The 24153-nt window shown below is 67.3% G+C and carries 29 protein-coding genes; 14 read left to right on the top strand and 15 right to left on the bottom strand.

Going from position 1 to position 24153, the window contains the following annotated elements; all coding sequences use genetic code 11:
• Positions 1-398: RICIN domain-containing protein (locus tag ABT130_RS40230; protein ID WP_350964729.1), on the bottom strand; the 398-nt coding region annotated here is incomplete at its 3' end.
• 610 nt (positions 399-1008) lie between these two features.
• Here ABT130_RS40230 and ABT130_RS40225 point away from each other — a divergent pair.
• The 3 genes from ABT130_RS40225 (at position 1009) to ABT130_RS40215 (ending at position 3692) form a co-directional block, all read left to right on the top strand.
• Positions 1009-2079: a LacI family DNA-binding transcriptional regulator gene (locus tag ABT130_RS40225; protein WP_350964727.1), complete on the top strand. Its 1071-nt coding sequence runs from the start codon at positions 1009-1011 to the stop codon at positions 2077-2079.
• Between the two features lie 393 nt (positions 2080-2472).
• Positions 2473-2622 carry a hypothetical protein gene (locus ABT130_RS40220; protein WP_350964724.1) on the top strand — a complete coding sequence of 50 codons (150 nt, stop codon included), beginning with the start codon at positions 2473-2475 and terminating at the stop codon, positions 2620-2622.
• Positions 2623-2771: 149 nt separating this feature from the next.
• Complete coding sequence (locus ABT130_RS40215) at positions 2772-3692, top strand: serine protein kinase RIO (RefSeq protein ID WP_350964722.1); 921 nt, start codon at positions 2772-2774, stop codon at positions 3690-3692.
• A gap of 50 nt (positions 3693-3742) precedes the next feature.
• Here the strand turns inward: ABT130_RS40215 and ABT130_RS40210 are convergent, their stop codons facing one another.
• Positions 3743-4099 carry a DUF4158 domain-containing protein gene (locus ABT130_RS40210; RefSeq protein ID WP_350964736.1) on the bottom strand — a complete coding sequence of 119 codons (357 nt, stop codon included), beginning with the start codon at positions 4097-4099 and terminating at the stop codon, positions 3743-3745.
• 241 nt (positions 4100-4340) lie between these two features.
• On the opposite strand from ABT130_RS40210, the gene ABT130_RS40205 reads away from it, so the two are divergent.
• Positions 4341-5072 (top strand): alpha/beta hydrolase, encoded by a 732-nt coding sequence (locus tag ABT130_RS40205; protein ID WP_350964720.1) that lies wholly within the window; start codon positions 4341-4343, stop codon positions 5070-5072.
• Between the two features lie 19 nt (positions 5073-5091).
• Here the strand turns inward: ABT130_RS40205 and ABT130_RS40200 are convergent, their stop codons facing one another.
• The 3 genes from ABT130_RS40200 to ABT130_RS40190 are packed head-to-tail and all read right to left on the bottom strand — an operon-like array spanning position 5092 to position 7215.
• Positions 5092-5436, bottom strand: a complete 345-nt coding sequence (locus tag ABT130_RS40200; protein ID WP_350964717.1) for a hypothetical protein — start codon at positions 5434-5436, stop codon at positions 5092-5094.
• A 4-nt stretch (positions 5437-5440) separates the two neighbouring features.
• The gene (locus ABT130_RS40195) at positions 5441-6556 is read right to left on the bottom strand and encodes a sensor histidine kinase (RefSeq protein WP_350964715.1); all 1116 of its coding nucleotides are present in this window, start codon (positions 6554-6556) and stop codon (positions 5441-5443) included.
• On the bottom strand, positions 6553-7215 hold the full coding sequence (locus tag ABT130_RS40190) for a response regulator transcription factor (RefSeq protein WP_350964713.1): 663 nt from the start codon (positions 7213-7215) through the stop codon (positions 6553-6555). Before ABT130_RS40190 ends, ABT130_RS40195 begins: the two co-directional genes overlap by 4 nt.
• Before the next feature lie 151 nt (positions 7216-7366).
• On the opposite strand from ABT130_RS40190, the gene ABT130_RS40185 reads away from it, so the two are divergent.
• A complete protein-coding gene (locus ABT130_RS40185; RefSeq protein WP_350964711.1) occupies positions 7367-8890 on the top strand; it encodes a DUF1349 domain-containing protein in 1524 nt (507 codons plus the stop codon).
• A 314-nt stretch (positions 8891-9204) separates the two neighbouring features.
• Here the strand turns inward: ABT130_RS40185 and ABT130_RS40180 are convergent, their stop codons facing one another.
• Positions 9205-9660 carry an Lrp/AsnC family transcriptional regulator gene (locus tag ABT130_RS40180; protein ID WP_350964709.1) on the bottom strand — a complete coding sequence of 152 codons (456 nt, stop codon included), beginning with the start codon at positions 9658-9660 and terminating at the stop codon, positions 9205-9207.
• Positions 9661-9722: 62 nt separating this feature from the next.
• Here ABT130_RS40180 and ABT130_RS40175 point away from each other — a divergent pair, with 62 nt between their 5' ends.
• Both ABT130_RS40175 and ABT130_RS40170 read left to right on the top strand, forming a co-directional pair.
• Positions 9723-10481: an AzlC family ABC transporter permease gene (locus tag ABT130_RS40175; protein WP_350964706.1), complete on the top strand. Its 759-nt coding sequence runs from the start codon at positions 9723-9725 to the stop codon at positions 10479-10481.
• 6 nt (positions 10482-10487) lie between these two features.
• Positions 10488-10814: a branched-chain amino acid transporter permease gene (locus ABT130_RS40170; protein ID WP_350917622.1), complete on the top strand. Its 327-nt coding sequence runs from the start codon at positions 10488-10490 to the stop codon at positions 10812-10814.
• 294 nt (positions 10815-11108) lie between these two features.
• Here ABT130_RS40170 and ABT130_RS40165 read toward each other — a convergent pair whose 3' ends face one another.
• Positions 11109-11246: a hypothetical protein gene (locus ABT130_RS40165; RefSeq protein ID WP_350964703.1), complete on the bottom strand. Its 138-nt coding sequence runs from the start codon at positions 11244-11246 to the stop codon at positions 11109-11111.
• 395 nt (positions 11247-11641) lie between these two features.
• Here ABT130_RS40165 and ABT130_RS40160 point away from each other — a divergent pair, with 395 nt between their 5' ends.
• Entirely contained in the window at positions 11642-13828 is a 2187-nt protein-coding gene (locus ABT130_RS40160) for a prolyl oligopeptidase family serine peptidase (RefSeq protein WP_350964700.1), read from the top strand.
• A 149-nt stretch (positions 13829-13977) separates the two neighbouring features.
• On the opposite strand, the gene ABT130_RS40155 is transcribed toward ABT130_RS40160, so the two are convergent.
• Positions 13978-14346: a hypothetical protein gene (locus ABT130_RS40155; RefSeq protein ID WP_350964697.1), complete on the bottom strand. Its 369-nt coding sequence runs from the start codon at positions 14344-14346 to the stop codon at positions 13978-13980.
• A gap of 8 nt (positions 14347-14354) precedes the next feature.
• Positions 14355-15077, bottom strand: coding sequence for an SDR family oxidoreductase (locus ABT130_RS40150; RefSeq protein WP_350964695.1), 723 nt, complete (start codon positions 15075-15077; stop codon positions 14355-14357).
• Positions 15078-15178: 101 nt separating this feature from the next.
• On the opposite strand from ABT130_RS40150, the gene ABT130_RS40145 reads away from it, so the two are divergent.
• Positions 15179-16003 (top strand): helix-turn-helix transcriptional regulator, encoded by an 825-nt coding sequence (locus ABT130_RS40145; RefSeq protein ID WP_350964692.1) that lies wholly within the window; start codon positions 15179-15181, stop codon positions 16001-16003.
• Positions 16004-16035: 32 nt separating this feature from the next.
• Here the strand turns inward: ABT130_RS40145 and ABT130_RS40140 are convergent, their stop codons facing one another.
• The 4 genes from ABT130_RS40140 to ABT130_RS40125 form a co-directional block, all read right to left on the bottom strand.
• Positions 16036-16668, bottom strand: a complete 633-nt coding sequence (locus ABT130_RS40140; RefSeq protein ID WP_350917607.1) for a response regulator — start codon at positions 16666-16668, stop codon at positions 16036-16038.
• On the bottom strand, positions 16665-17771 hold the full coding sequence (locus tag ABT130_RS40135; RefSeq protein WP_350964690.1) for a sensor histidine kinase: 1107 nt from the start codon (positions 17769-17771) through the stop codon (positions 16665-16667). The genes ABT130_RS40140 and ABT130_RS40135 overlap by 4 nt, the downstream gene beginning before the upstream one ends.
• 3 nt (positions 17772-17774) lie before the next feature.
• Positions 17775-17966, bottom strand: a complete 192-nt coding sequence (locus ABT130_RS40130) for a hypothetical protein (RefSeq protein ID WP_350917601.1) — start codon at positions 17964-17966, stop codon at positions 17775-17777.
• A gap of 318 nt (positions 17967-18284) precedes the next feature.
• The gene (locus ABT130_RS40125; protein WP_350964687.1) at positions 18285-18908 is read right to left on the bottom strand and encodes a hypothetical protein; all 624 of its coding nucleotides are present in this window, start codon (positions 18906-18908) and stop codon (positions 18285-18287) included.
• 7 nt (positions 18909-18915) lie between these two features.
• Here ABT130_RS40125 and ABT130_RS40120 point away from each other — a divergent pair, with 7 nt between their 5' ends.
• The 5 genes from ABT130_RS40120 (at position 18916) to ABT130_RS40100 (ending at position 22529) form a co-directional block, all read left to right on the top strand.
• Positions 18916-19203, top strand: a complete 288-nt coding sequence (locus tag ABT130_RS40120) for an MmyB family transcriptional regulator (RefSeq protein WP_350964684.1) — start codon at positions 18916-18918, stop codon at positions 19201-19203.
• Between the two features lie 202 nt (positions 19204-19405).
• Positions 19406-19726, top strand: coding sequence for a lamin tail domain-containing protein (locus ABT130_RS40115; RefSeq protein WP_350964734.1), 321 nt, complete (start codon positions 19406-19408; stop codon positions 19724-19726).
• Between the two features lie 333 nt (positions 19727-20059).
• Positions 20060-20437 (top strand): hypothetical protein, encoded by a 378-nt coding sequence (locus tag ABT130_RS40110; RefSeq protein WP_350964681.1) that lies wholly within the window; start codon positions 20060-20062, stop codon positions 20435-20437.
• Positions 20438-20477: 40 nt separating this feature from the next.
• Positions 20478-21662, top strand: a complete 1185-nt coding sequence (locus tag ABT130_RS40105) for a serine hydrolase domain-containing protein (protein WP_350964678.1) — start codon at positions 20478-20480, stop codon at positions 21660-21662.
• A 246-nt stretch (positions 21663-21908) separates the two neighbouring features.
• A complete protein-coding gene (locus ABT130_RS40100; protein ID WP_350964675.1) occupies positions 21909-22529 on the top strand; it encodes an McrC family protein in 621 nt (206 codons plus the stop codon).
• Positions 22530-22540: 11 nt separating this feature from the next.
• On the opposite strand, the gene ABT130_RS40095 is transcribed toward ABT130_RS40100, so the two are convergent.
• Together ABT130_RS40095 and ABT130_RS40090 are read right to left on the bottom strand one after the other, a co-directional pair.
• Positions 22541-22744, bottom strand: a complete 204-nt coding sequence (locus ABT130_RS40095) for a DUF397 domain-containing protein (RefSeq protein ID WP_350964672.1) — start codon at positions 22742-22744, stop codon at positions 22541-22543.
• 11 nt (positions 22745-22755) lie between these two features.
• Positions 22756-23628 (bottom strand): helix-turn-helix domain-containing protein, encoded by an 873-nt coding sequence (locus ABT130_RS40090; protein ID WP_350964731.1) that lies wholly within the window; start codon positions 23626-23628, stop codon positions 22756-22758.
• Positions 23629-24153 lie beyond the last annotated feature (525 nt).

The raw sequence follows: 24153 nt of genomic DNA, 5'->3' as shown, positions 1-24153 counted from the left end.
GAGTCGGCCAGCCGCCACTGCTGGTTGGTGCCGTTGAGGTCGGCCCACTGGACGATGGCGGCGCCGTTGGCGGTGGAGAAGTTGTAGACGTCCAGGACCTTGCCGGAGAGCCTCGACTTGAGGCGGTAGTAGCCGCCGCCGGAGTCGACGAACTGCCACTGCTGCTGGTTGCCGTTGTTGCGGGTCCACTGGGTGATGCGGGCGCCGTCGTTGGTGGCCAGGTTGTAGACGTCCAGGGCTTTGCCGCTGTTGCGGTTGACCAGGACATACCGGGCGTTGGTGTCGACCGTCGCCGCGTTCGCGACGGGCGTGGCGAGCGTGAGCAGGGTGCCGACGAGTATGGCCGAGGTGATGGCGGCAAGCAGTATGCGCAGATGATTTCGCCTGGTAAAAGGCATACATCCCTCTTTGGAGATTTTTGTTAGCGTTAACATTTCGATCATGACGTCACCCTGACCAGTCGTCGGTACAGCGGAGGGCGAGCGAAAAGTCCGCCTTGGACACGCGTTCGAGATGAGGGGGGCATCCAACGCTCCTTGGCCACGTCTGAGAGGTAGCGGCCACTAAAACCTGTTATCGCTAACATTCGAGACTCCAGATCTCCATGGCCTGCTCCCGTGGACGTGTTGTCGCGGAGTACATCCGACTGTCCGATCCAGGTCAACGAGTCACAACCCTCGCTGATCTGGGCATTGCCACTGACATGTTTCCCAGCCTGGGCATTCGTCCGGTGGGAGATCATGTCGCGCTGCCCGCGCATGTGAAAGTTTCACAGAAGTTACCAGTTGGCAACCGTAGAATTCTGGCCGAATCCGGCTAACTTCCTCGACGGACCCTGATGGATGACTCGGGGTGCCCGAGCCGATCGATGGAAATTTTCCGGTTGACTTCCGATACCTGCCGGATCAACGATCGTTCCAAGCGTCTGGCGAAGCGGGCTGGAAAGGGGGAGGAACAGCGGAAACGGCCATAACGAGAGACCGAAAACCGCCCGGATACACTCCCGATATGACCTCGACCGAGGAATCCCCCCACGCCGGCTCGGCCCCCTCCGAACCACTGACCCTCTCTCAGCTCGCCGAGCTGGCCGGAGTCTCCATGGCCACCGTCTCAAAGGTCGTCAACGGCCGCTCGGAGGTCGGCCCGGAGACCCGCGCCCTGGTCGAGGGCCTCATCCGAGAGCACGGTTACCGCAGACAACGCCGCCGCATCAAACCGGCGGGCCTCATCGAGGTCGTCTTTCACGAGCTGGCGGGCGACTATCCGATAGAGATCGTCAAGGGTGTCCAGCAGGTCGCCCGGCGGCATGGCCTGAGCGTGGTGATCTCCGAGCTCGGCGGTCGGCATACTCCGGGACACCGGTGGATCGAGGACGTGCTCAGCCGCCGCCCCACCGGTGTCATCACGGTGTTTTCGGGTCCCACGGATGACCAGCGCGTGCGGCTGGCCACTCGCGAGGTTCCCTTGGTCGTGCTGGATCCCGCCGGGGATCCTGGCCGCGGCGTACCTTCGGTGGGGGCCACCAACTGGAGCGGTGGCCTGGAAGCCACCCGTCATCTTCTCGAACTCGGTCACCGCCGAATCGCGATGATCACGGGGCCTGAGTACGCGCTTTCCGGCCGGGCACGCCTGGACGGTTACCGTGCCGCCCTTGATGCCGCCGGCGTGCCGGTCGACCCCGACCTGATCTGCCAGGGGGCGTTTCAGATCGAGGACGGCCTGGCCCACACCCGCCGACTGATGAAGTTGCCTGAGCCACCTACTGCGATCTTCGCGTCCAACGACGGCCAGGCCGTCGGCGTCTACCACGCTGCCCACGAGCTGCGGCTACGCATCCCGGACGACCTCAGTGTGATCGGCTTCGACGACATGCCCCCCTGTCGCTGGGCCATCCCGCCGCTCACCACGATCCGCCAGCCCCTGATCGAGATGGGCGCCACGGCCGCCACCATGCTGATCAGCCTGGCTGAGGGGGAGTCGCTTCAGCAGAGGCGAGTGGAGCTGGGCACCGAGCTCGTGATCCGCGAGAGCACGGCTGCCTTTCAGGGGAAGCCGAAAATGCCTGTGGATCTTACGTAAGTTTCTGTGGCATGAACGATTGACGAGGCCGTAACGTAACCCGGCGTTGCCGGCAGAGTTGTCAACGCAAATGCCCATCTCTCGCTGATCGTTGCTGTTCGCCGGTGCCTGAGGAACCGGCGACCCGGCTTGGCGCCCGAGCATGAAAGGCCGGTGTCGCGGCGGTCGTTGCCCCGCACCAACACGAGCGACGCGCCGCCGAGCCGGGCGACCTCGTCAGGGGGAAACGGCTGTGGGGAACATCGGTACAGCCGTTGGCGCTGAGAACGATCATGGTCCGGCTGTAGCCGGAAGGGCGTTGACACGGTTCTCGTATTCGCGGCGGGCCTTGCGCTGTGCCGGGATCGCCAGGGTGCCCTGGGTGCCGCGCACGAGGCGGAACATCTCGGAGATATGCACGATGTCGCCGGGCCGCGCGTACGCCGGCAGCTCGCCGCGTCGCGGGTCTGGCGGGAGCCGGTGCTGCCGGAGCCGGTCTACCGATCCGCGAAGCCGATGCAGGAGCTCCGGCTGAGCCCGACCGCACGGTCCCAGCTCCGGTAAATACGTTGCGGGGTCCGAAACGGGCGGGGCATGCTGGGTCGATCGAGCGGCGGAGAGCGCTGCCTGGACTAAGGAGGGCTGACGGATGGCCATCACTGCGCTGCGGCATGTCCGCATCAGTCCCACCTCTTTGTTCAGGAGCACACCCGTTGTCTGCCGAGTACGAACTCTCTGATACCTACTCCGACCTCGACTCCCGCCGGTCCGAATTCACCGGTGACGAGTCCCGACCAGATCCGGCCGCAGCCTTCGTCTTCAAGTTCCATTCGGTCGACGAGGAGCTGGGCCCGGATCAGCGGTGGTCCACCTGGCTGGAGGTCGAGCGCGGTTCTCGCGGCCCGGAACCACGCCCCTCGTGGGTTGTGACGGAACAGGCTGCGATCGACACCGAGCTTGGCGTCCTCAAAACCGGCAAGGAAGCCGACGTCTTCCTGCTCGAACGGGCCGTCGAAGCCATCGGCGACAACCCGGCGAAGTCCTCGCTGCTGGCCGCGAAACGGTACCGCACCGAGGAGCACCGGTCCTTCCACCGCAGTACGTCGTACGTCGAAGGCCGCCGTACCCGCAACAGCCGCGACAGCCGGGCGATGGCGAAGAAGACCTCGCACGGCCGCAGTGTCGCGGCCGGTCAGTGGGCATACGCCGAATGGGACGCCCTCAACCGGTTGTGGAAGGCCGGCGTCCCGGTGCCGTATCCCGTGCAGGTGGACGGCACCGAGCTGCTGATGGAGTTCATCGACGACGGCGAGGGCGGTGCCGCGCCCCGGCTCGCCCAGGTCCGGCCGTCGAAGGAGCTGCTCGGTGTGTACTTCGAGCAGCTCCGCAACGGCATGCGTGAACTGGCCCGCGCGGGGCTCGCGCACGGCGACCTTTCGCCGTACAACGTCCTCGCGCAGGCCGAGCGGATCGTGATGATCGACCTGCCCCAGGTCGTCGACATCGTCGGCAACCCGAAGGGCATGGACTTCCTGATGCGCGACTGCCACAACATGGCCACGTGGTTCACGAACCACGGGCTCGAGATCGACGAACAGGAGCTGTTCGCCGACCTGCTCACGATGGTGTTCTGATCGCCTTCTGCGCGACAACACACTCGGACACCGACAGGTCTATCCGGAACCTACAGTGGTGCGGCGAAGTGGGTGACGACCAGTGGCTGACCGAGACCATGGGCGAGGGTCTGGTGGCACCGTACCGGACGATGGGCACGTCGGCCTGGGCGGCGATCAGCTTGGCGTTCGCCGCGGCGATGGTGTCGGCCCGAGCCGTACCGGGCCAGCACACTCACGCCCGGCAGCAGCACCCGGTGACGGCGCAGCCAGCCCACCGCCTGGTTGAACAGCGCCTGCGGCCCCTCGGCGTGCGTCCACGCCCGCCCGTGCAGGAACGTGCGGAACCGCCGGCCCCACTCGGCGTCCTCGTACGGGCGGTAGCCGTAGGCGTCCCGGATTTCCCACGCGTGCTCGTACGCCGTCAGCCCTTAACTACACGGCCTTGGCCTTTAGGCGAGTGGCTCCGTGGCATCCGGTCACGGAGCCTCCGCAAAAACCCGTTGGCGGACCACGGCGACCACTGTTAGCTTTCCGGAGGCCGTGCAAAAGAACGAGGAGGTGGTACCCGTGAACGCAGTATCGACATGGGTGCTCCCCTCTGGGGTCACGGTCGGACGATAGGTCGTCCGGGAGCGCCGTTCAAGAGCACTCCCGAAAGGCACGACCATGCAATTCACTTCCGAACAGCGCCTCGACGACGGCGTCCTCGAACGCGATTTCACCCTCGGCGAGGTCCCCGGCATCCTGTGGACGCCCGCATCCGCATCCGCACCAGCGCCGCTGATCCTGGTCGGCCACCCCGGCGGGCTGCACAAGATGCACCCCCGACTGGCGGCCCGGGCCCGGCACTACGCGGCGGAGTACGGCTTCGCCGCAGCCGCCATCGAGCTCCCCGGGGGCGGTGACCGGCCCCGTTCGGCCGCCGCCGAGCAGGCCCGCGCCGACCTGCTGCGGGCGATGGAGGCCGGCGAGCCGGTCGACGAGATCGTCGACCGGCTCGTCCTCCCGCTGGTCGAAAGGGCGGTCCCGGAATGGCAGGCGACCCTGGACGCCCTTCTTTCGCTGCCCGAGATCGGCGGCCCGGTCGGGTACGAGGGAGGGGTGATCGCCATCGGTATCCGGCTGGCGGTGGTCGAGCCGCGCATCTCGGCCGCCCTTCTGTTCGCCGGGAGTTTCGTGCCCGGCACCCTGTTCGAGGAGGCCCGCCAGGTCACCATTCCGCTGCAGGTCCTGCTGCAGTGGGACGACGAAGGGAACGACCGGCAGCTGGCCCTGGACCTGTTCGACGCCTTCGGCTCCAAGGAGAAGACGCTGCACGCCAATCTCGGCGGCCACACCGGCGTCCCGTCGTTCGAGATCGACGCCGGAGCCCGGTTCTTCGCCCGGCACCTGAGCTAGCCGCCGGCCGGCCCCGCCGTCAGGCCAGTAGGCGGTAGGCGATGCCGGCCAGGATGTCGCTCATCGAGGACAGGTCCCGGCCCTCCTGAATGGCGGTGGCCAGCAGATGCACGACCGCCCCGATCGCGGCGGTACCGGCCATCGGCGGTACCGGCCGGTCGGGGCGGCGCCCGGCCACCAGCGCCTCCATCAGCTGGGTCCACGCCGTGAGGCACTCGGCCCGTACCTTGCGGCGACCGACTCGACCACCAGCGCCCAGGCCGGGCCGGGGTTGGCGGCCGGCAGGTCGGGCTCCACCCTTCGGTTCGAAGGCCGGCAACGCGCCGATCAGGTCGGCGTCGTCGGAGGCCAGGGTCTGGAGCACCTCATCAGGGAAGGTTCGGATGAGATCCGTGCGCGAACTGCACGGTGATGGACAAGCCGCCTTGGGGGCGTGCGCTGGCGGTGAGGGTGGCGTGGTGAGCCTGCGTGACGGCATTGACGATGGCGAGGCCGATGCCGTAGCCGTCGTGGCGGCCGTGACGATCGGGCGCCAATTTCTGGAAGGCTTGAAAGAGCCGCTGGATCTGGTTGTCGGGGATGACTGGCCCGCTGTTGGTGACGGTAAGGGCCGTCTGCGTGCCGGAGGTCTGTGTGGTGACCTTTACCTGCCCGTCTTCGTGATTGTGGCGGATGGCGTTGTCGATGAGGTTGGCGACGAGGCTTTCGATCAGTCTCGGGTCCCCGGCCGTCACTGCGGGCGTCAGGTGTTCGGTTAGGTCGATGCGTCTCTCCATTGCCTGGTCGCGGCGGGAGGCGATCACTCCTTCGACGACGTGGGCGAGGTCGAGGGTGTCCCAGTGGGTGACGCCGCGCTCGCTGGTGGCCAGAGCGAGCAGTGCTCGGACGAGCCGCTCCTGGTGTTCGCCAAGAGCGAGGGCGTCCTGGCAGGCCGAACGCAGGGTGTCGGTGTCGGCATCGGGGTCGGCGAGAGCGACTTCAAGAAGGGTGCGCAGGCCGGCGAGAGGGGTGCGCAGCTCGTGGGAGGCGTTGGCGACGAAGTGGCGTTGGGCGTCGAAGGAGGCTTGCAGGCGGGCGAACAGGTCGTCGAGGGTGTGGCCGAGTTCGGTCAGCTCGTCCGTGGGTTCGCCGAGGTCAAGGCGCTGGTGGAGGTTTCCGGCGGAGATGATTTTGGCGGTGGCGGTGATGGCGCGCAGCGGGTGCAGGAACCGGCCGGCGACGTACCAGCCGAGAGTCAGGGCGATGGGAATCAGAAGGACCAGGGCGACGGCGGATCCCGTGAGGAGTTGGGGCAGGCTGATCCCGGACCCGGTTTCGGTGATCGCACTCGATGAGGGGCGGTCTTTGGGGGTGGCCGCGTGGATGCCGGCAAGCGGGACGGCGACGAATACGACCACGAAGACCCCGGCGGCGTAGATGCCCGCCGCGTAGGCGAGCGCGAGCCGCGTCTGCAGGGACCTGCCGGCGAGCGTCTGGGGGGTCATGACGGTCCGATGCGGTAGCCGCCTTCGCGGATGGTCTCGATCACGGGCGGGTCACCGAGCTTGGCTCGTAACCGGTGCATGGTGTGCTTGACGGCGCTGCTGAAGGGGTCGGCGGCCTCGTCCCAGACGCGTTCGAGCAGTTCCTCGGCGGAGATGACCAGGCCGGGTACGGCGAGCAGGCATTCGAGCAGGGCGAACTCCCTGGGGCTCAGGTCAAGGCGCCGACCGGCCCGGAACGCGATACGGCGGGCCGGATCGAGGGTGATGTCCCCGCATGCCAGGGTGGGCGGTAGCGGCGGGGTGGCGCGGCGGGCCAGGGCACGGACGCGGGCGACCAGTTCGGCGAACGCGAACGGCTTGGGCAGGTAGTCGTCGGCGCCGAGGCTGAGCCCGTCGACGCGGTCCTCGATCGTGCCGGAGGCGGTGAGCATCAGTACGCGGGTCTCACAGCGGCCGTGGGCGAGTCGCCGGCAGATCTCGTCCCCGTGGACGCCGGGCAGGTCGCGGTCGAGGATCACCACGTCGTAGCGGGTGGCGGCCAGGCGGTCGAGGGCGGCGGTTCCGTCCAGGACGACGTCGACGGCCATGCCCTCGCGGCGCAGCCCGGTTCCGATGGAGCGGGCGAGGACCTCGAAGTCCTCGACGACGAGGACCCTCACCGCCACTCACCGCCGGTCGTCGTGCGGGCGGGGCGGCCGAACCGGCCGCCGGGTCGAGGTGCCATGGGTCAACGATGTCAGATCCCAGGTTCCAGCCGGGTCGCAGCGGCTGCGACCCGGCTGGAACCGGGTGCCGCGTACAACCGTCGGCATGAGTTCATTCACGCCTTACCGATCCAGCCGGCGGGCCGGGCAGGACCGTTTCCCTCAGTTGCTGCGCGCGGAGTGGACCAAGTTCCGCTCCGGGTGGGGCTGGGTGCTCACCATGGCGGCCTCCGTGCTGGTCACCGTGTCGCTCGGCCTGCTGGTCGCCGGGGGCGCCCGCAGCACCTGCGTGACCTGGAAGGGCGAGGGCCCCTGCCCCGCGCCTTTGGTGGGACCCGATGGCACGGCGGTGAAGGACAAGTACTACTTCGTGCACCAGCCGCTCAAGGGGAACGGCAGCATCACCGCCCGCGTGTCGGACATGACCGGGCAGATGCGGCTGCCGGACGTCGTACCCGGGGTGCGCAACGTCAAGGAGGGGGTGGTGCCCTGGGCGAAGGCCGGGCTCCTGGTCAGGCAGAGCCTCACGCAGGGCACGCCGTATGCCGCCGTCATGATCACCGGCAGCCACGGCGTGAGGATGCAGCACAACTTCACCCACGACGTGGCCGGCGGTCCTGTGCAGGGGCCACGGTGGCTGCGGCTGACCAGGTCGGGCGACACTCTCACCGGCTACGAGTCAGGCGACGGAAAGACGTGGACCGAGGTCGGCACGGTCAAGCTGACCGGGCTGCCGGAGACGGTCGAGATCGGGCTGTTCGCCACCTCGCCAGGCGCCCTGTGGGAGATGGCGAAAGCCTTCGCCCAGGCCACCGCCACCTTCGACCAGATCAAGCTGCAGGGCGCGAACGGTTCGTGGCGGCGTGACGACGTCGGCGTCTCCCTGGGGCCCGACGGCAAGACCCTGCATCACCCGGGCGGGGTCGTCGAGTCCGGTGACAAGCTCCTCGTGACCGGGGGTGGTGACATCGGGCCCGCCACGGTGGAGGGCGGTCTGCGCGCTGACCTCATGCTGATCGGCGGGGCCGTGGGGCTGATCCTGGTGCTCGTGGCGGCGGTCTCGTTCTTCACGGCGGAACACCGGCGGGGGCTGATCGGGACCGGCCTGCCGGCCGAGCCGCATCCAGCGTGGCTGCTGGCGGCCAAGGCCATGGTGGTCGGCGCGGTCGCGTTCGTGACGGGGCTGGTGACCTCGGGGGTCGTGGTCCCTGTCGGCCTGGCGATGTTGCGTGCCAATCAGAACCCGATTCAGCCGATCACCCTGGGTACCGGGCTGCGGGTGATCGTCGGCTACGCGGCGTTGACCGCGGCCGCCGCCGTGCTGGCTCTGGGCCTGGCCGCGCTGGTCAAGCGGGGCATCGTCGCCGTCGGGCTGGCCATCGCGCTGGTCGTCGTGCCCTACCTGCTGGCGACCGCGGGTCTGGTGCCGTGGCTGCTGATGATCACCCCTGCCGCCGGGTTCGCGATCACGCAGAGCGTCCCCACGTTCGCGCACGTGGACGTGGACCAGTCACTGCTCGGGGGCTATTACCCGCTCCCGCCATCGGGAGGTTTGGCCGTGACCTGCGGATATGCCGCCCTCGCCCTCGGGGTGGCGATAGCCGTACACCGCAGGAAAGCGCCACGTTAGGTTCCGCTCCCTCAAAGGTGCAGAACCCGCTCGGCGCGTTCGGCGGTAGCAGCCCGGGATACGGCTCAGACAATGCCGGAAACATGCCCGAACCTCGAGGTCCGCCGAACCGCCTTTGGGCCCTTACGCCGGCAGTGCAGGCTGCTTCGGAAACTGACACCCCTGATGCTCCGCCTCAGGTACGTGGCAACGGTCTCTTATCCAGTACCTGCGGAGATGGTGCTGACCTGCGGGTTCACTGCGAGGGCAGCCGCACGACCCGGGTGTGTCATCCGGTACATCGAGATCGGATGTGGGTTTTGGGCGTATGTGGGCTAGACCCCTTTGATGCGTTTCATGGTGATGTGGGAGTCGACCCGGGAGACCGCGGGCAGCGGCAGGATCTGCCGGCTGAGGAACTCCTCGTAGGCGATCGGGTCGGCGACCGCCACCCTGATGTAGTAGTCCGGGCGGCCGAACATGCGCCGGAACTCCATGACCTCCTCCAGTACCGCGACCCGGGATTCGAAGTCCTCCACGGTCTGCAGGTCGTTGACCGCGATCTCCACCGAGATGACCACTTCCAGGGAACGGCCCAGGGCCGCTGGGGAGATCTGCGCCCGGTACCCGGCGATCACGCCGGCGTCCTCCAGGCGCTTGACCCGGCGCAGGCACGGCGGGGGTGTCAGCCCCACCCGGCCGGCCAGCTCCACGTTCGACAGCCGACCGTCCCGAGCAAGGTGAAATAATATTTCACGATCAATGTGATCAAGCCTAATAATATTGCTCATATACTTTACTCCTGATGGTTTTTGAAACCATATTATGCGCTATACGCACTAAAATTGCTTTCATGAGTGCAATGCGGGCGAGGGGCGGGTCGCGGGACTTCGCGGCGGCAGCGGCCGACACCGCCTCGGTGGGGCTCAGCCTGTTCCCTCTCGGGATCAGCTTCGGCGTCCTGGTGGTGCACACCGGGCTGAGCTGGTGGTGGGCCACGGTGTTCACCGCCGTGGTCTACGCCGGGTCGCTGGAGTTCCTGCTGCTGGGCCTGGTCGCCTCGGTGACACCGCTGGGGCAGATCGCGGTGACTGCGCTGCTGGTGAACCTCCGGCACGTCTTCTACGCCCTGTCCTTCCCGCTGTCGCAGGTCCGGCCGCTCGGCCGCATCTACGCCACCTTCGCGCTCACCGACGAGGCCTACGCCATGACCACCGGCGATCGCGCCCGCTCCTGGAGCAGCGCCCGCATTCTGTGGATGCAGGTGCTGTGCCAGGGCTACTGGGTCGGTGGAGCCACCCTCGGCGCGCTCGCCGGATCCCTGATCCCGCTCACCCTGCACGGCCTGGACTTCGCCCTGACCGCCCTGTTCGTGGTCTTGACGATCGACGCCTGGCGCGCCCAGCGGGATCTGCCCGCTCCCCTGCTGGCCGCGGCCGGCTTCGCCGTCGCCGCGCTCTTGACTCCCGGGCAGGTGCTGCCGGTCGCGATGGCCCTGTTCACCGCAGGCCTGCTGATCCGCTACGCCGTGGACCGCCACACCGCCTCCCGTGCGCCCGACGATCACACCCGCCCCGTGCCCGCCGCGGCCGCCTCAGCCGGGGAAAGGTGAAAACCCGTGCCCAGCCCGCACTACCTGGCCGCCGCCGTGGCCGTCAGCGCCGCCGTCACCTGGGGCCTGCGCGCCCTGCCGTTCGCCGTCCTGACTCCGTTGCGCCGCTCGGCCGTCCTGGGCTACCTCGCCCTGCAGATGCCCACCGGCATCATGTTGATCCTCGCCCTGTACACCCTGCGCGAGGTCCGCCCCACCTGGTCGGCCGTCGTGCCCACCGCGGTGGCCCTGGCCACCGCGATCGGGCTGCACCTGAAAACCCGCAACGCCGTGATCAGCGTCCTGGGCGCGACCGCCTTGCACGTGGTGCTGTCGACCCTCTGGCAGACCTGACGACCCATCGCGTGCATACCCGGCGCATCTGCTCATCCGGGAGGCTGATCGCTGATGTACGTGACAATGAATTGTTGTCACGTACATCAGCCGGCCAGGGCGCGCGGCTCCAGGTTCAGCCGGGTAGCAGGCACCTGATCGATCTGGCCTGGTATCTGGGGGGCGTGTGGCTGGTGGGGGCGGCGCGACGGTTCTTCAGCCGGCCGCGGGTCCGGCATCGGCTGGAGCAGGTATCCGGGCTTGTGCCGGTTGTCCTGGGCGTTCGTTGGGCGGCCGAGTCTCGCTGGTGGCCCGTCACGCAACCTTGGCCGGGTAACCGGTCCGGCTGTGGATGGGGGAGTCGGCGGCGAAGTTCGTCTTCACCGGCATCGCCGAGGGAACCCGCTGGGCCCGCGACGGTTTCGGCAACCCGTTGATCGCTCTCGGTCTCACGATTTGAGAACGTCGTCAGCCCTGGGATCTATCTCGAAAGGCTCCGCATTACCGTTGCGCTAGATCGATATAGAGGTGGCATTCCGTATGCCTTTTTCTCTTGCGTGAAATTTTAGCAGGAGGGTAGCCGATATGGCCGACGTACGTGCCGAGGATCCAGGGAGGATTGGCGCTCACCGTCGAGAGCGATGCCTGTGTTTATCGATCCCGGGTGCGGGGATACTTCTCGTCGTAATCGCTCATTCCGGGCGAATCAACGAATCCGGGAGGCTGACATGAATGGATACCTACCGTATCGTGATTCCACTCCGACTACCCGCATTGGGGGCGTACGCGGCTGGCAGGCGGACATTCTTCGCGGTCAGTCGTAGCTGAATGAGCCGAGGTACTGCGGTGTGTCAAAACCGCAGTGCCTCGACCTAATTGCGGGCGGGGCGATGCATCGGGGGGCGTTTGTGGCGCGATTGTCCTACCCTGCCGTTTGGCGCAGCGATGTGGTGGAGGATCTGTTCGGATTTCCGGTTTCCGATCCCTATCGATGGTTGGAAGACGGCAATGACGCGCGCGTGCGGGACTGGGCCGCGGCCCAGGATCGTCTCTTCCGCGCGTATCGCGCCGGATGGCGTGAGAAGCAATCGTGGGCGTCCTTGGTGGACCAGATGTCATCCTTCGGCGTGTCCGAGCCTCCGATGGTGCGTGGTCCGGTCATGTTCCTTGCCGAGCAACTCCGTGGGGATGAGCAACGGCGCCTGCTCGTCGTTGACGCTGCGGGGAACAGGCGGGTGCTGGTCGATCCGGCAGAGATCGATCCGTCCGGCCGTACCGGGCTGTATGCCTGGTGGCCATCGCGCGAGGGCGAACGGGTGGCTGTCCAAATGGAGGTCGCCGAGCAGCCCGGCAGCGACATCATGGTGCTGGACGTGCGTACCGGGGAGACGGTGGACGGGCCGTTGCCACGCGCCCGTAACACCTCGCTCGCCTGGCTGCCGGGAGGGGATGCGTTCTACTACGTCAGCCGTGTTCCCGATGAGGAACTGGCCCCCGGCGACATGCGTTTGCAGCGGCGGGTGAGGCTGCATCGGATCGGGTCGCCCTGGCGGGCCGACACGGTGGTGTTCGGCGGTGACGATGCCCCAGAGCACTATTACGGGCTCACGGTCAGCGCCGACGGCCGTCATCTGGCGATCACTGCGATGGTCGGGCCCGCCTCGCACAACGATGTGTACGTGGCCGAGCTCACCGATCCGGAAGCGCCGCATTTCATCAGGATCGTGGATGGACGCACCATACGCGCCCGTGTTCTCCCACGCTTCCTCGCGGACAACGATCTGCTGCTGGTCACCGACTACCAGGCTCCGTGTGGCCGCATCTGTACGGCGCACCGGCACGATACCGACCCGGCCGCATGGCGCGCGCTGGTAGCCGAAGATCCCCAAGCCCCCTTGGACGAATGTCTGGTCCTGGACGGCCCGGCACTTCCGCAGCCCCTCCTGCTGGTGGCGCGCGCCCGCCACGGCACCTCCACCCTGACACTGCACGACCTGGCCAGTGGTCGGCTACTCACCGATCTGCCCCTTCCCGGCGCGGGCGTCGTGTCATCCCTGCGCACGAACATCCCGCACGGGCATCACGCGTGGTTCAGCTACTGCGACGCGACCACACCCCCCACCATCTATCGCCACGACGCCGCCAGCGGGAAGACGGAACAGGAGACCGGCGCCGCAATAGCCGGACACACTCCAGGAATCCGCAGCCACAGTGTGCGTTATCACGCCGGCGACGGCACCGAGATCACGCTGCTCCTGTTCACCCCGGCTGAGGAGCATCAGGGCCCCCGCCCCACCCTCCTTTACGGCTACGGCAGCTTCGGCATGCCGATGCGCTCATGGTTCTTCCCCATGGCGGCCGCATGGGTCAGCGCCGGCGGCACCTACGCGGTCGCCTGTGTACGCGGAGGCGGCGAAGAAGGCCAACGCTGGCACGACGCCGGCCGTGGACCACACAAACACCGCGCGATCAGCGACTTCAACGACGCCGCGACCTGGCTCATCGACACCGGTCGGACCACCCGCGACCAACTGGCGATCTTTGGCCAATCCGCCGGTGGGCTACTGGTCACCGCCGCCGCCACCCAGCGACCGGACCTGTATGCCGCGGTCATCGCCGAAGGCCCGCTATGTGACATGGTGCGCTACGAACACTTCGGCCTGGGATGCACATGGACCGACGAATTCGGTACCGCCTCCCAACCCGAACAACTCCAATGGCTACTCACATACTCCCCGTACCACAACATCACGCCCGGAGCCCCCTATCCCGCATTCCTCCTCACCGGCGCGGTAACCGACCTGCAGACCGGAGAGGCCCACGTCACCAAAATGTGCGCGGCACTCCAACACGCCACCAGCAGTGACCGGCCGATCCTCATGCGTCGAGAACCCGAAACCGCCCACGCCGCCTCTCCCGCGAGCAAGGAACGCGCCCTGACCGCGGACATCCTGGCCTTCGCCGGAAAACACACCGGTCTGTCACCGAAAGAAACAACCATGCGTTCTCACGAGACTGCCGCAGAAGCACACTGAGAACGGGGCCTGACCGTGACCACGGGAATCAGCCTCGATCTTTCGTGATCTTCGTGCGGTCGGCTGAGGGTTGTCTTCGCTTTCCGGTCAGCGTGGGGCCCGGCTGTCGCGCCGGTCCCCACTGACGAACGCCGGGCATCGGCGAACGGCTACACCCAACGGCCAAGGGCGTCGATCGTCGTTTCCGGTGAGGTGTTGAAGCAGAACCGGATTCCGGGTGCCGTCGCCACCAGCACGTTGATCAGCCGTTCGAACAGGAGGGTGTGCTCGGGTGCCATCCGCACACCACCTCCGATCATGGCCAGGTCGAAGGTGCCCTCGGACAACCGTTCACGGATGGTCCTCTCCGCCGCGTCCGGGTCGGTACCGATCAGGCACGACACCGCGTCGAAACCCGCCGCCCGCAGAGCCGCGTCGCCCCGCTCGATCCGTGCGGTGAGCGTCGCCTCATCGAGGCCTGGATGCCGGGTGTAGTCGATCGCGTTCGGATGTAGCCCGATCGTCAGAATCGTTGCCATCTTCGCTCCTACCAGGGGACGGGGCCGTTACGGTCGAAGAACCCTCCGGTTGGCCCGTCAGGGTCCAAAGTGGCCAACCTGATGATCGCATCGGCCCCCTCGGCGACGGTGTGGACACCCGTGTGATGGTTCATGTCGGTGGCGGGGTTGCCCGGATCCGCGGCGTTGACCTTGAACCCGGGCAGCGCTCGGGCGTACTGGGACACGATCATGTTGAGCGCCGCCTTCGACGAGGCGTAGTCCAGGGCCAGGAAGCCGGATTCGGGGCGGGTGGGGTCGCCGGCGTGTGTCAGCGAGGCGAGACCGCTGGACACCATGACGATGCGGGGCTGTTCCGACTTCCGAAGCAACGGCAGGAACGCGTGTGTGACCCGTACCTGACCGAACACGTTGACCTCGTACAGCTCCCGTAGCGCGTCGGCGCCCATGTCGGCCGGATCCAGCAACGGGCCACCGACTCCGGCGTTGTTGACCAGCACATCCAGGTGATCCACGCGGCCGGAGACGGCCTTCACGGCCGCCGCCACGGACTCGTCCGAGGTCACGTCGAGCTCGACGAACTCGACATCGAGCCCTTCACCCGCCAGCGTGTCCGCGGCGTGCAGGCCGCGTTCCCGGTCCCGGGCGGCCAGCAGGACCAGCCATTCTCTCCCGGCCAGGCGGCGTACGGTCTCCCGGCCCAGTCCCTTGTTCGCTCCGGTGACCAGCGCCACCGTCTTCATGTCCGTCATGGGGTCGATCGTCGGTGCGCGCGTCCGGGCACGCCAGGACCGCTGAGGCATGGGACCCGCGGTACCACCCGGCCGCGCGGTCCGTGCGGCATCATCGAGGAGTGGACCGAGCCGAACTCGCCGAAGTACTCCGCACGGCCCGGGCCCGGGTGCGACCGCAGGACGTCGGGCTGCCGTCGGGCACTCGCCGCCAGGTGCCGGGCCTGCGCCGGGAGGAAGTGGCCATGCTCGCGAGTCTGAGCGTCGACTACGTGGTCCGGCTTGAACAGGGGCGCGGGCCGCGGCCTTCGAGCCAGGTCATCGCCGCGTTGGCCCAGGCGCTGCGGCTCGACGACGATGACCGCGACCTGGTGTTCCGGCTCGCCGGTCACGAGCCGCCTCAGGCCGGACGCATCGCGACGGTCATCCGGCCGAGCGTGCTCCGGCTGCTGGACCGCATGGCGGATCTGCCCGTGCTGGTGCTGTCGGCCAAGGGCGACGTACTGGCCTGGAATCCCCTCGCGGCGGCGCTTCAGGGCGACATGTCCGCGTGGCCGCAGCGGCAGCGGAACCTCATCTGGCAACGGTTTCTCGGTAGTAGTCGCTGCCAGGTCGGTGAGGATGACGCGGCCGCCCGCGCCTCGGTCGGCACGCTCCGTGCCGCCCAGGCCCGTTACCCCAACGACCCCGAACTGGCGCGAATGATCAGAGGACTGCGTCGTGGCAGCCCGCGGTTCGACGAGCTGTGGCGGGAGGGACGGTCCTCCCCATGGCGTACCGCGACCAAGAGCATCGCCCATCCCGAGCTGGGTACCATCACGCTCGACTGCGACACCCTCCTGCTTCCGGACAGCGACCAGACCGTGCTCGTGTACTCGGCCGAGCCGGGAACCCCCGAGGCCACGGCGCTCGACATGCTACGAGTGACCGGGCTGCAGCATTTCTGAGGCGCCGCGGACGCGTTCACGAAAGACCGAGGCTAGTGCAGCTTGTCGCGCGCGTAGGCGGCGGCCTCCGTGCGGTTGCGGACGCCGATCTTGGCGAAGGCGTTGTTGATGTGCGTCTTGACGGTCGTTTCCGCGATGAAGAGGGCCGAGCCGATCTCCGCGTTGCTCAGACCCCCGGCGACGAGCCGCAGCACCTCGACCTCCCGCACGGTCAGCCCGTCGGGACAGGCCGTGACCGGCGGTGGTGCGGCGCGAGACAGCGCGTCGACCAGCCGACGGGACACCGCGGCCGAGAACGTCGACTGACCGGCGGCGGCGGAGCGGAGGGCGGCGGCGATCTCGGCGCGTCCGGCGTCCTTGGTGAGGTAGCCACAGGCCCCGGCCAGCAGGGCGGAGTCCACGGACCGGTCGTCGTCGTAGGTGGTCAGCACCACGACGACCACCTCCGGGTAATGGCGGGCGATCCGCCGCGTGGCCTCGACGCCGTCCATCACGGGCATGCGCAGGTCCATGAGCACGACGTCGGGACGCAGCTCGGCCACCAGGCTCAGGGCCTCTTCGCCGTTCCCGGCGTCGCCCACCACCTCCACGTCGTCGACCAGGTCCAGCAGCGCCACCAGGCCCTCGCGCATGAGCTGCTGGTCGTCCACGACCAGAACCCTCACTCCGGCACCTCCGCCCGTACCTCCCACAGGCCACCCGCCGGTCCGGCGTTCAGAGCCCCGCCCGCGAGCGCCAGCCGCTCACCCATGCCCTGCAGGCCGTGCCCGGATGACGCCGCCGCCTGTCCGGCCGCGCATGGGTTGCGCACCACCAGCCAGATGGTGCCCTCGCCGTAGCCGAGCTCGACCCTGACCGGCTCGCCCGGGGCATGCTTGGCGGCGTTGGTCAGCGCCTCGCGTGCCGTACGCAGCAGGCAGACCTCCGCCGCCGGAGTGATCGGCCGCCGCGTGCCCGTCGTGCGCAGCTCGGCGGGCACGTCGTGGTCCCTGCGATGCTCGGCGACCAGCAGGCTCAGCGCGTCGGGCAGCGGCGGCACGTCCTCGCGCAGGGCCGCCACCGCCGAGCGCGCCTGGACCAGCCCCTCCCTGGCCAGGGCCCGCGACCTGCGGATGCGCGTCACCGCTCCCTCCACGTCGCCTCGCTCGGTGAGTACGGCCTCGGCGACCTCCAACTGCACCCCCAGGGCGCCGAGGGAGTGCGCGAGCACGTCGTGGAGCTCTCTGGCGATGCGAGCCCGCTCGTCGAGCGCCATGGCCCTGGCCCGGTCCTGCTGGGCCCGGCGGTAGTGGCGCCGGTGCAACGCGAAGAGCACGGTGCACATCATGACCGCCCCGCGGACCACGATCGCCGGTCGAGGCTGCTCCCACCACAGCATGCTGCCGACCATGAGCGTCAGGTCGGCCACGGTGACCGCGACGATCGCTCCCATGCTCGGCGTCATGTGCGCCGCGAACAGCAGCAGTGTCGCGAACAGCAGCACCGTGGGCGCCGCCTCGGCCGATCCTGACACCGACGCGGCGATCGCCGAACCGGCCGCGAGCAGGGCCACGGCCACGCGCGGAAAGCGGCCGTCGAGCAGGACGAAGGCCAGCCAGCACGCCATGGACGCGCCGAGCGCCGACCACACCAGCGCGGGGGCGCGATCGGGCGAGGCGGTCGCGAGCGACCAGGCGAAGACCAGGCTCATCAGCAGCCTGACCAGGCGGCCGGTTTCGGGGTCATCGGCCGCCAGCAGCCGCACGACCCGACCCCACACCTCCCGCATCGCTTAGCGCGAGTCCTTCAGGGTCAAAATCATGTCCACCAGGATAAGCCGGAAGGCCACGAAGCCGACGACCACCAGCAGCGCCACGACCACGATCGCGAGCAGGAGCTTGCCGTTCATCTTTCCCCCATTGGCGTCCAGGAGCCGGTGCAGCAGGTCGAGCCAGAGGCCCGACCGTCCAGAGCGTTTGTCCATGCCTGGGAAGTTAGGGATCGGGTGGGGTGGAGCGGCACCCTCGAAGGGTGGAGAGCGGGGTGGAGTTCGACGTAGCGGGTAGCCGTGTCGCCCACCTGGCGACTACCCGGGCGCGCACGTGGTCGTCGCTCGGCTTGTCAGAAGGCCACCTCGGCTACGCCAAGGGAAACGCCCCGCACGCCGCCCACCGCGACGGTTTCGGGCGCCGAGCCGGTCGACTCGGGTGGCTCATGGGCCACACGGCGGCATACGGTGCCCCCTGCCGGTACTGCTCGACACCGGCGAGGGGTACATGGGTCTTTTCCTGAGACGGGCGACTTACCCGCATACCCCAGGCAGGTCACACACCTTCTTCGTCATCTTCTTCGCCTGGTTGACGATTTTCTTGCCCGCTCCCAGGCCGTTGCCGATGTCGGTGTAGAAGAACAGCGCGGCGCCCCGGCGGGCGACGACCCCCAGCTCGGCGGGCTCACGCTCACGCTTCCCCTGCTTGTACAAGTGACCTGAGACAGACAGGGCCTCGTCTCCGACTCGCAACGGCTTGCCGACGTAGCCGAACCTGGAGCCGGTGTCGCCCTTCGCCGTTGCCCGCCTCGGGCACCTGGCCAGGTCCGCCCGAAGCTTACGGAACGCGGCCTGGGCGGACCTGGTGCTCCTGTACAGCACGAGCTGTTCGCTGCTCCCGGAGGGAGCGCTGTTCGAGTATGTGATGGTGCGCATCGCGACCCGGCCGTCGCGGGGTTTCCCCTTCGTGCCGCAGGGATTGAGTTCGAGCTGCCGGGACAGACTGTTGCTGATCTTCCACCACTCCTCGTCCTCCACGATCGGTCCCGCGGTCGCTGCGGGCTCGGTCAGCAGGAACCCCTTGGGGATCTCGGCGGCGCCCGCGCGGGCCACGCCGGTTCCGCCCAGCAGCGATTCGATCACCAGTACTGTTGCCATCGCTTGGTTGATCACAACTGTTGAGACGTGGGGCTTTCTCGACGGGTTCCCCGCTTCCTCACTGCGTCGTGGCAGCCCGCGGTTCGACGAGCTGTGGCGGGAGGGACGGTCCTCCCCATGGCGTACCGCGACCAAGAGCATCGCCCATCCCGAGCTGGGGACCATCACGTTCGACTGTGACACCCTCCTGCTTCCGGACAGCGACCAGACCGTGCTCGTGTACTCGGCCGAACCGGGAACCCCCGAGGCCACGGCGCTCGACATGCTACGAGTGACCGGGCTGCAGCACTTCTGAGGCGCCGCGGACGCGTCCGTGAAAGGTCGGGGCAGGACGGTGCGGAACAGCGGCAGAGGACGGCAGCGTTCTCACAGGTCAGGGAACAGATCGCTGAGCGAGGCGCAGATCTGGGAGCACGGAATAAGAACCCGGCCCACAGGCCGACTCGTCCGCCCCTGACCTGCGATGAAACCCCTGTCCGGCAAGCTCGAACAGCAGCCTGAACGGCGAGTACGCGCAGATCAAGAACATGACCAAGAAGGCCGTCAGCCTCAAGGGCTGGACCCTCCGCGACAAGACGAAACGGCCGGATCACGTCCACACATTCGGCACGTTTACCCTCGGAGCCGGGAAGACGGTCACCGTGCGGACCGGCAAGAGTAAGAACACCGCCACCACCCTCTACTGGGGCAGGAGCAGGGGAACCTTCGCCTACATCTGGAACCAGGACAAGGACACCGCGTACCTGCGGAACGCGTCCGGCACGCTGGTGGACTCCTGCTCGTACAGCTCGACGCGGCACGGCTACAAGATCTGCTGACCTCGGCCGGACCTCCAAACGGCCCCCGGCAGACGCCGCCGGGGGCGCAGGAAGGGTTGGTGGCGGGACCCATGGTCGACGACTGAACCCGAAAGCTCGACGTTACTTGTGATCACTCCTCCTTCTGCTGGCTGAAGAGATGTGGAGCGCCCGGCTCGCCCCTGTTTTCTCCAGAGATAACCTCGTCTTCGTTGTAGACGAGGTTCGATGCCCGCGCTAACATCGTCTCTATCTGAGACGATGTTTTTCGCGTCCTGTCGACGCAGGAACCCCATCTCGGGCGTGGTAGTAATGAGACCCACGGAGGAGGCCGGACAGACAAGTTGGTGCACCATGACCGAGCACTTCCTTGGTGTCCTCGGCATCGGCGAGGCGCTGGGGGTGAGTCGGCACGCGGTGCACAAGTGGCGCTCCCGCTATCCGGACGATTCGAGTCACCCGTTTCCCGAGCCCGATGTCGAGGTCGACGGAGCTCCCGGCTGGCGCGCTGAGCGGCTGGAAGAAATAGTGCGGTGGCGCGAAGGCCTACCGGGTCGCGGTGCAGGTGGAGGCCGTCCTTCCGCCGCGCGGCAGGAGTACCTCAGGGCGGCGGCGGTGCGCGGCCTGGACCGAGACGAGGCGATGCGCGCACTCGTCACGTTCACCGAAGAGTTTCCCGAGATGACCGAGCCGGAGATCTGCGCCTGGCTCATCGAGAAATGGCGCGGCTAGCACTTCCCGGCAACAGACCCCGCACGGAAGTTGATGACGCATGCCCGAAATCGGCGGGGAGACCGCACCGGGATTCGAAGAGGTACGTGAGGCGTTCGCGGCCAATCTGGCCGGCGACCAGGAAGTGGGCGCCGCGGTCGGCGTCTACCTGCACGGTCGGAAGGTCGTCGACCTGTGGGGCGGAATCGCCGACCCCGAGACCGGCCGCCGCTGGGAGCGCGACACCCTGCAGGTCGTGTATTCCACCACCAAGGCCGTCACCGCCGCCTGCGCGCACCTGCTGTCCCAGCGCGGCGAACTGGACCTCGACGCACCCGTCGCCGAGTACTGGCCGGAGTTCGCGGCGAACGGGAAAGGCCGCATCCCGGTCCGCTGGCTGCTCACCCACCAGGCCGGACTGCCGGTGATCGACCACCCGATCACCCCGGCGGAGGCGATCGCCTGGGACCCGATGGTGACCGCACTGGCCGCCCAGCGCCCCTCCTGGGAACCGGGCACCGAGCACGGCTACCACGGGCTCACCTACGGCTGGCTGGTCGGGGAGGTCGTCCGCCGGGTGACCGGCCGCAGCCTCGGGGCGTTCCTCACCGAAGAGATCGCCGCACCGCTCGGCCTGGACCTGTGGATCGGGCTGCCGGAAGCCGAGCGGCATCGGGTCAGCCGGATCATCGCCGCCGTGCCCGACGTCGAGGCACTGGCCGGGATCGACCTGGACGCCCTTCCCGAACCCGCGCGCGAGATGATGGCGGCCTATGCCGATCCGACGTCGCTGACCGTGCGGTCGATGACCGTCGTCACGCCGCCACTGGACCACAACGACCCCGACGAACAGTCCGCTGAGATGCCCTCGACCAACGGCATCTGCACGGCTCGTGCACTGGCCCGCTTCTACGCCGCGCTCATCGGCGAAGTCGACGGGCATCGCATTCTCGCTCCCAGCACCTTGGCCACGGCGACCGCGGAACAGGTCAGTGGTATCGACCGCATCCTGCGGGTACCCGTCCGGATCGGCACCGGTTTCGGCCTGCCGACACCCGACGCGTTCTGGTACAGCCCGACCGCCTTCGGGTTTCCCGGCCTGGGCGGATCGCTCGGCTTCGCCGACCCGGCGACCGGCCTGGCGTTCGGCTATGTCATGAACCACCTTCAGGAAGGAGTGCCGGACCACAGAGCCGCCAACCTCCTTGACGCGGTGCGGGGCGCGATGAAGGCTCAGGCTCGGTAAGAGCCTTCGACGTATCGGCAGCGGACGGGCACGGCTGTCAGCGGGGCTGGTACGCCCTGGGGTCATGATGACTTTCCAGCGTCCCAGCGGGTTCTCCTGGCGTGCCTTGGTGAGACCGGTCGTGATGACGCTCCTGCTGGGCGTCACATTGAGCTACATGTGTCGTACAAGCGTGACGGCGCGAGTTCCGACTGCCTCGACGTCCTCCAACGGGTGGACTTCAGCCGACAAACGATTAAACACTTCTTGTGCTTCCTCGTAGGCAATACTCTGCTCTTCGGTCTCTGGCGAAGCTATGACAACCTGCCCACCTGGCGGCCCACCCGGCTCAACGCCCGCTACCAGAACGCGCTGCGGCTGGCCGAACTCGTGCTGCGCGGTGCCTCCGTCGAGCACCGGCCCGGCGATGTCACCGTGAACGGCTTCCTCTTCGACATGGCCCGGGTCTTCGAGGACTTTGTCACCGTCGCGCTCCGCGAGGCCCTCGCCGACATCGGCGGCCACTGCGCCCTTCAGGCCACCCAACACCTCGACGAACGTCAGGCGATCCGGATGGTCCCCGACTTCGTCTGGTACGCCGACGATGGCACCCCACTCGCCGTGGCCGACGCCAAGTACAAGGCGGAGAAACCTGCGGGTTTCCCAGACGCCGACCTCTACCAGATGCTGGCCTACTGTACGGCGCTCAACCTCCCGGAAGGCCACCTCATCTACGCCAAGGGCAACGCCCCGCACGCAGCCCACCGCGTCCGGCACGCTCGCATCACCATCCACCAGCATGCCCTCGACCTCGACCAGCCACCGGCCGGGCTACTCACCGAAGTGAAAGCCCTGGCCCGGCGACTGGTCGCGGTCATGCCCGTATAGCCAGGTGTCCGTCAGCCGAACTCGCCATTTCTGACACCGCTGATGAATGTGGCCCACTCGCCCGAGGTGAACTTCAGCACAGGGCCGCCGGGGTCTTTGGAGTCCCGTACGGCCTGGCCCCCACCGGGGAGCACCGCGACCTCGACACAGTTCTGTCCCTCTGCCGAGCTGAGGGAGGATTTACGCCACGTGAGATCGGACTGGGTAAGCTCCATGACTTTCGCCCTTACTTGAGGTTTTTGGCCAGATTTTCAATGTACGTCACTGATGCGTCCGCACTTAGTGCGGATGCGCGGAGGTAGCCATAGCTTTTCCGATAGTGGGCCACATCCTCCGGCTTCTCCAGAAAGAGATCACCGGCCGCGCCGACCTCCACGTAGATGATGCTGGGGTCCTCGGATGCCTGGTAGTCAAGGATCGTGAAACCACCGGTCATAGAGGTGTGCGCACCAACCGCGTCCTGGAGCACTTGGATGCCGACGTTCCGACGTTCGGCCATCCGGCACAGTTGGTGGAGTTGGTCGCGCATCACAGCGATACCGCCGACCTGTTTGCGGAGCGCGGCCTCGTCGATCACCGCCCAGAAGGTTGGCCGGTCTTCACGATCCAGGATTCGCTGACGGGCCAGGCGCGCCTCGGTCAGGCGCTCGGTGTCGCAGGTCTTCATCACCTGCCCGCCCTTGAAGATCGCTGTAGCGTAATCCGCAGTCTGGAGCAGGCCGGGGATCAGCATCGCCTCGAAGGTTTGGATCTCCGTGGCTTCCCATTCCAGGCCGACAAGTGCTCCACCCAGGATGTCCTTGAACTCCTCCTCCCACCAGCCACGTCGGCGGCTCTCCCGTGCTAGAGAGATCATGGCTTGTCGTTTTGCTTCGTCCGTAACGCCGTAGATGTCGAGTAGATCCATAACATCGTTGATGGTTGGGCGGCGCCACTCGTCCCGTTCGATTCGGGTCACTTTGCTGGGTTGCCAGCCAAGCTTCCGTGCGGCCTCTTTGGAGTCGAGCCCGGCGGCCTCGCGGAATTGGCGTAAAGCGTTGGATAGACGCCTTCGTCTAACTGTTGGGCTATATGCCACGTTTCGTCTTCTCCTTTGCATGTTTCGCGGCAATTCGTGCATAGCGCGTATATAGGTATTGCTGTTTTTGGGTATTGCCGCGCTAGGGTATTCAAGGCCATCATGATGGTAGCCGCTACCGCTACGGAGAGTTGGCGTTATGGCACTAAAAGTTAGCGAAATGGGCCAAGTTGGGAGGTTTTGGATTGGCTCAGTAGGTGAGTGAGCGACCGGGGCCAGACGTCAAGGCTTTTGCTTTCACTGCATATGTCACCGATTGACATGCCCGTAACTGCTCGACAGGCGGTCAGCAAGTAGCAATAACGATACGAGTATTGGCGTCCTCGGGCCTGGTGACGCAACCACCGGCCCGAGGACTGGATCAAGAAATCGGAGTCCCCTGATCTATGAAGAACCCTAACGCTGTCCCTCCACATCCCATAAGGGCTGACAACAAAACGCGGGAGGCAAGCTGGGAGCTGCCCGCCGATCCCGAAGCGGTCGGTAAGGCGCGTGGTCTCGCGCGTGAGGCCCTCGCCGCCTGGGACATGTCCGCCGTGGCGGAGA

It is taken from the genome of Streptosporangium sp. NPDC001681 (assembly GCF_040298085.1).
GTDB lineage: Bacteria > Actinomycetota > Actinomycetes > Streptosporangiales > Streptosporangiaceae > Streptosporangium.
Note: the sequence above shows the minus strand (reverse complement) of the source record. Positions and strands in the feature narration are given on the sequence as shown.

What these genes read in the sequence shown, in the direction of transcription:
- ABT130_RS40225 (WP_350964727.1), top strand. Translation starts at nt 1,009, where the DNA reads ATGACCTCGACCGAGGAATCCCCCCACGCCGGCTCGGCCCCCTCCGAA.
- ABT130_RS40220 (WP_350964724.1), top strand. Translation starts at nt 2,473, where the DNA reads ATGCACGATGTCGCCGGGCCGCGCGTACGCCGGCAGCTCGCCGCGTCG.
- ABT130_RS40205 (WP_350964720.1), top strand. Translation starts at nt 4,341, where the DNA reads ATGCAATTCACTTCCGAACAGCGCCTCGACGACGGCGTCCTCGAACGC.
- ABT130_RS40195 (WP_350964715.1), bottom strand. Translation starts at nt 6,556, where the DNA reads ATGACCCCCCAGACGCTCGCCGGCAGGTCCCTGCAGACGCGGCTCGCG.
- ABT130_RS40185 (WP_350964711.1), top strand. Translation starts at nt 7,367, where the DNA reads ATGAGTTCATTCACGCCTTACCGATCCAGCCGGCGGGCCGGGCAGGAC.
- ABT130_RS40180 (WP_350964709.1), bottom strand. Translation starts at nt 9,660, where the DNA reads ATGAGCAATATTATTAGGCTTGATCACATTGATCGTGAAATATTATTT.
- ABT130_RS40175 (WP_350964706.1), top strand. Translation starts at nt 9,723, where the DNA reads ATGAGTGCAATGCGGGCGAGGGGCGGGTCGCGGGACTTCGCGGCGGCA.
- ABT130_RS40155 (WP_350964697.1), bottom strand. Translation starts at nt 14,346, where the DNA reads ATGGCAACGATTCTGACGATCGGGCTACATCCGAACGCGATCGACTAC.
- ABT130_RS40150 (WP_350964695.1), bottom strand. Translation starts at nt 15,077, where the DNA reads ATGACGGACATGAAGACGGTGGCGCTGGTCACCGGAGCGAACAAGGGA.
- ABT130_RS40135 (WP_350964690.1), bottom strand. Translation starts at nt 17,771, where the DNA reads ATGCGGGAGGTGTGGGGTCGGGTCGTGCGGCTGCTGGCGGCCGATGAC.
- ABT130_RS40130 (WP_350917601.1), bottom strand. Translation starts at nt 17,966, where the DNA reads ATGGACAAACGCTCTGGACGGTCGGGCCTCTGGCTCGACCTGCTGCAC.
- ABT130_RS40125 (WP_350964687.1), bottom strand. Translation starts at nt 18,908, where the DNA reads ATGGCAACAGTACTGGTGATCGAATCGCTGCTGGGCGGAACCGGCGTG.
- ABT130_RS40110 (WP_350964681.1), top strand. Translation starts at nt 20,060, where the DNA reads ATGACCGAGCACTTCCTTGGTGTCCTCGGCATCGGCGAGGCGCTGGGG.
- ABT130_RS40105 (WP_350964678.1), top strand. Translation starts at nt 20,478, where the DNA reads ATGCCCGAAATCGGCGGGGAGACCGCACCGGGATTCGAAGAGGTACGT.
- ABT130_RS40095 (WP_350964672.1), bottom strand. Translation starts at nt 22,744, where the DNA reads ATGGAGCTTACCCAGTCCGATCTCACGTGGCGTAAATCCTCCCTCAGC.
- ABT130_RS40090 (WP_350964731.1), bottom strand. Translation starts at nt 23,628, where the DNA reads ATGCAAAGGAGAAGACGAAACGTGGCATATAGCCCAACAGTTAGACGA.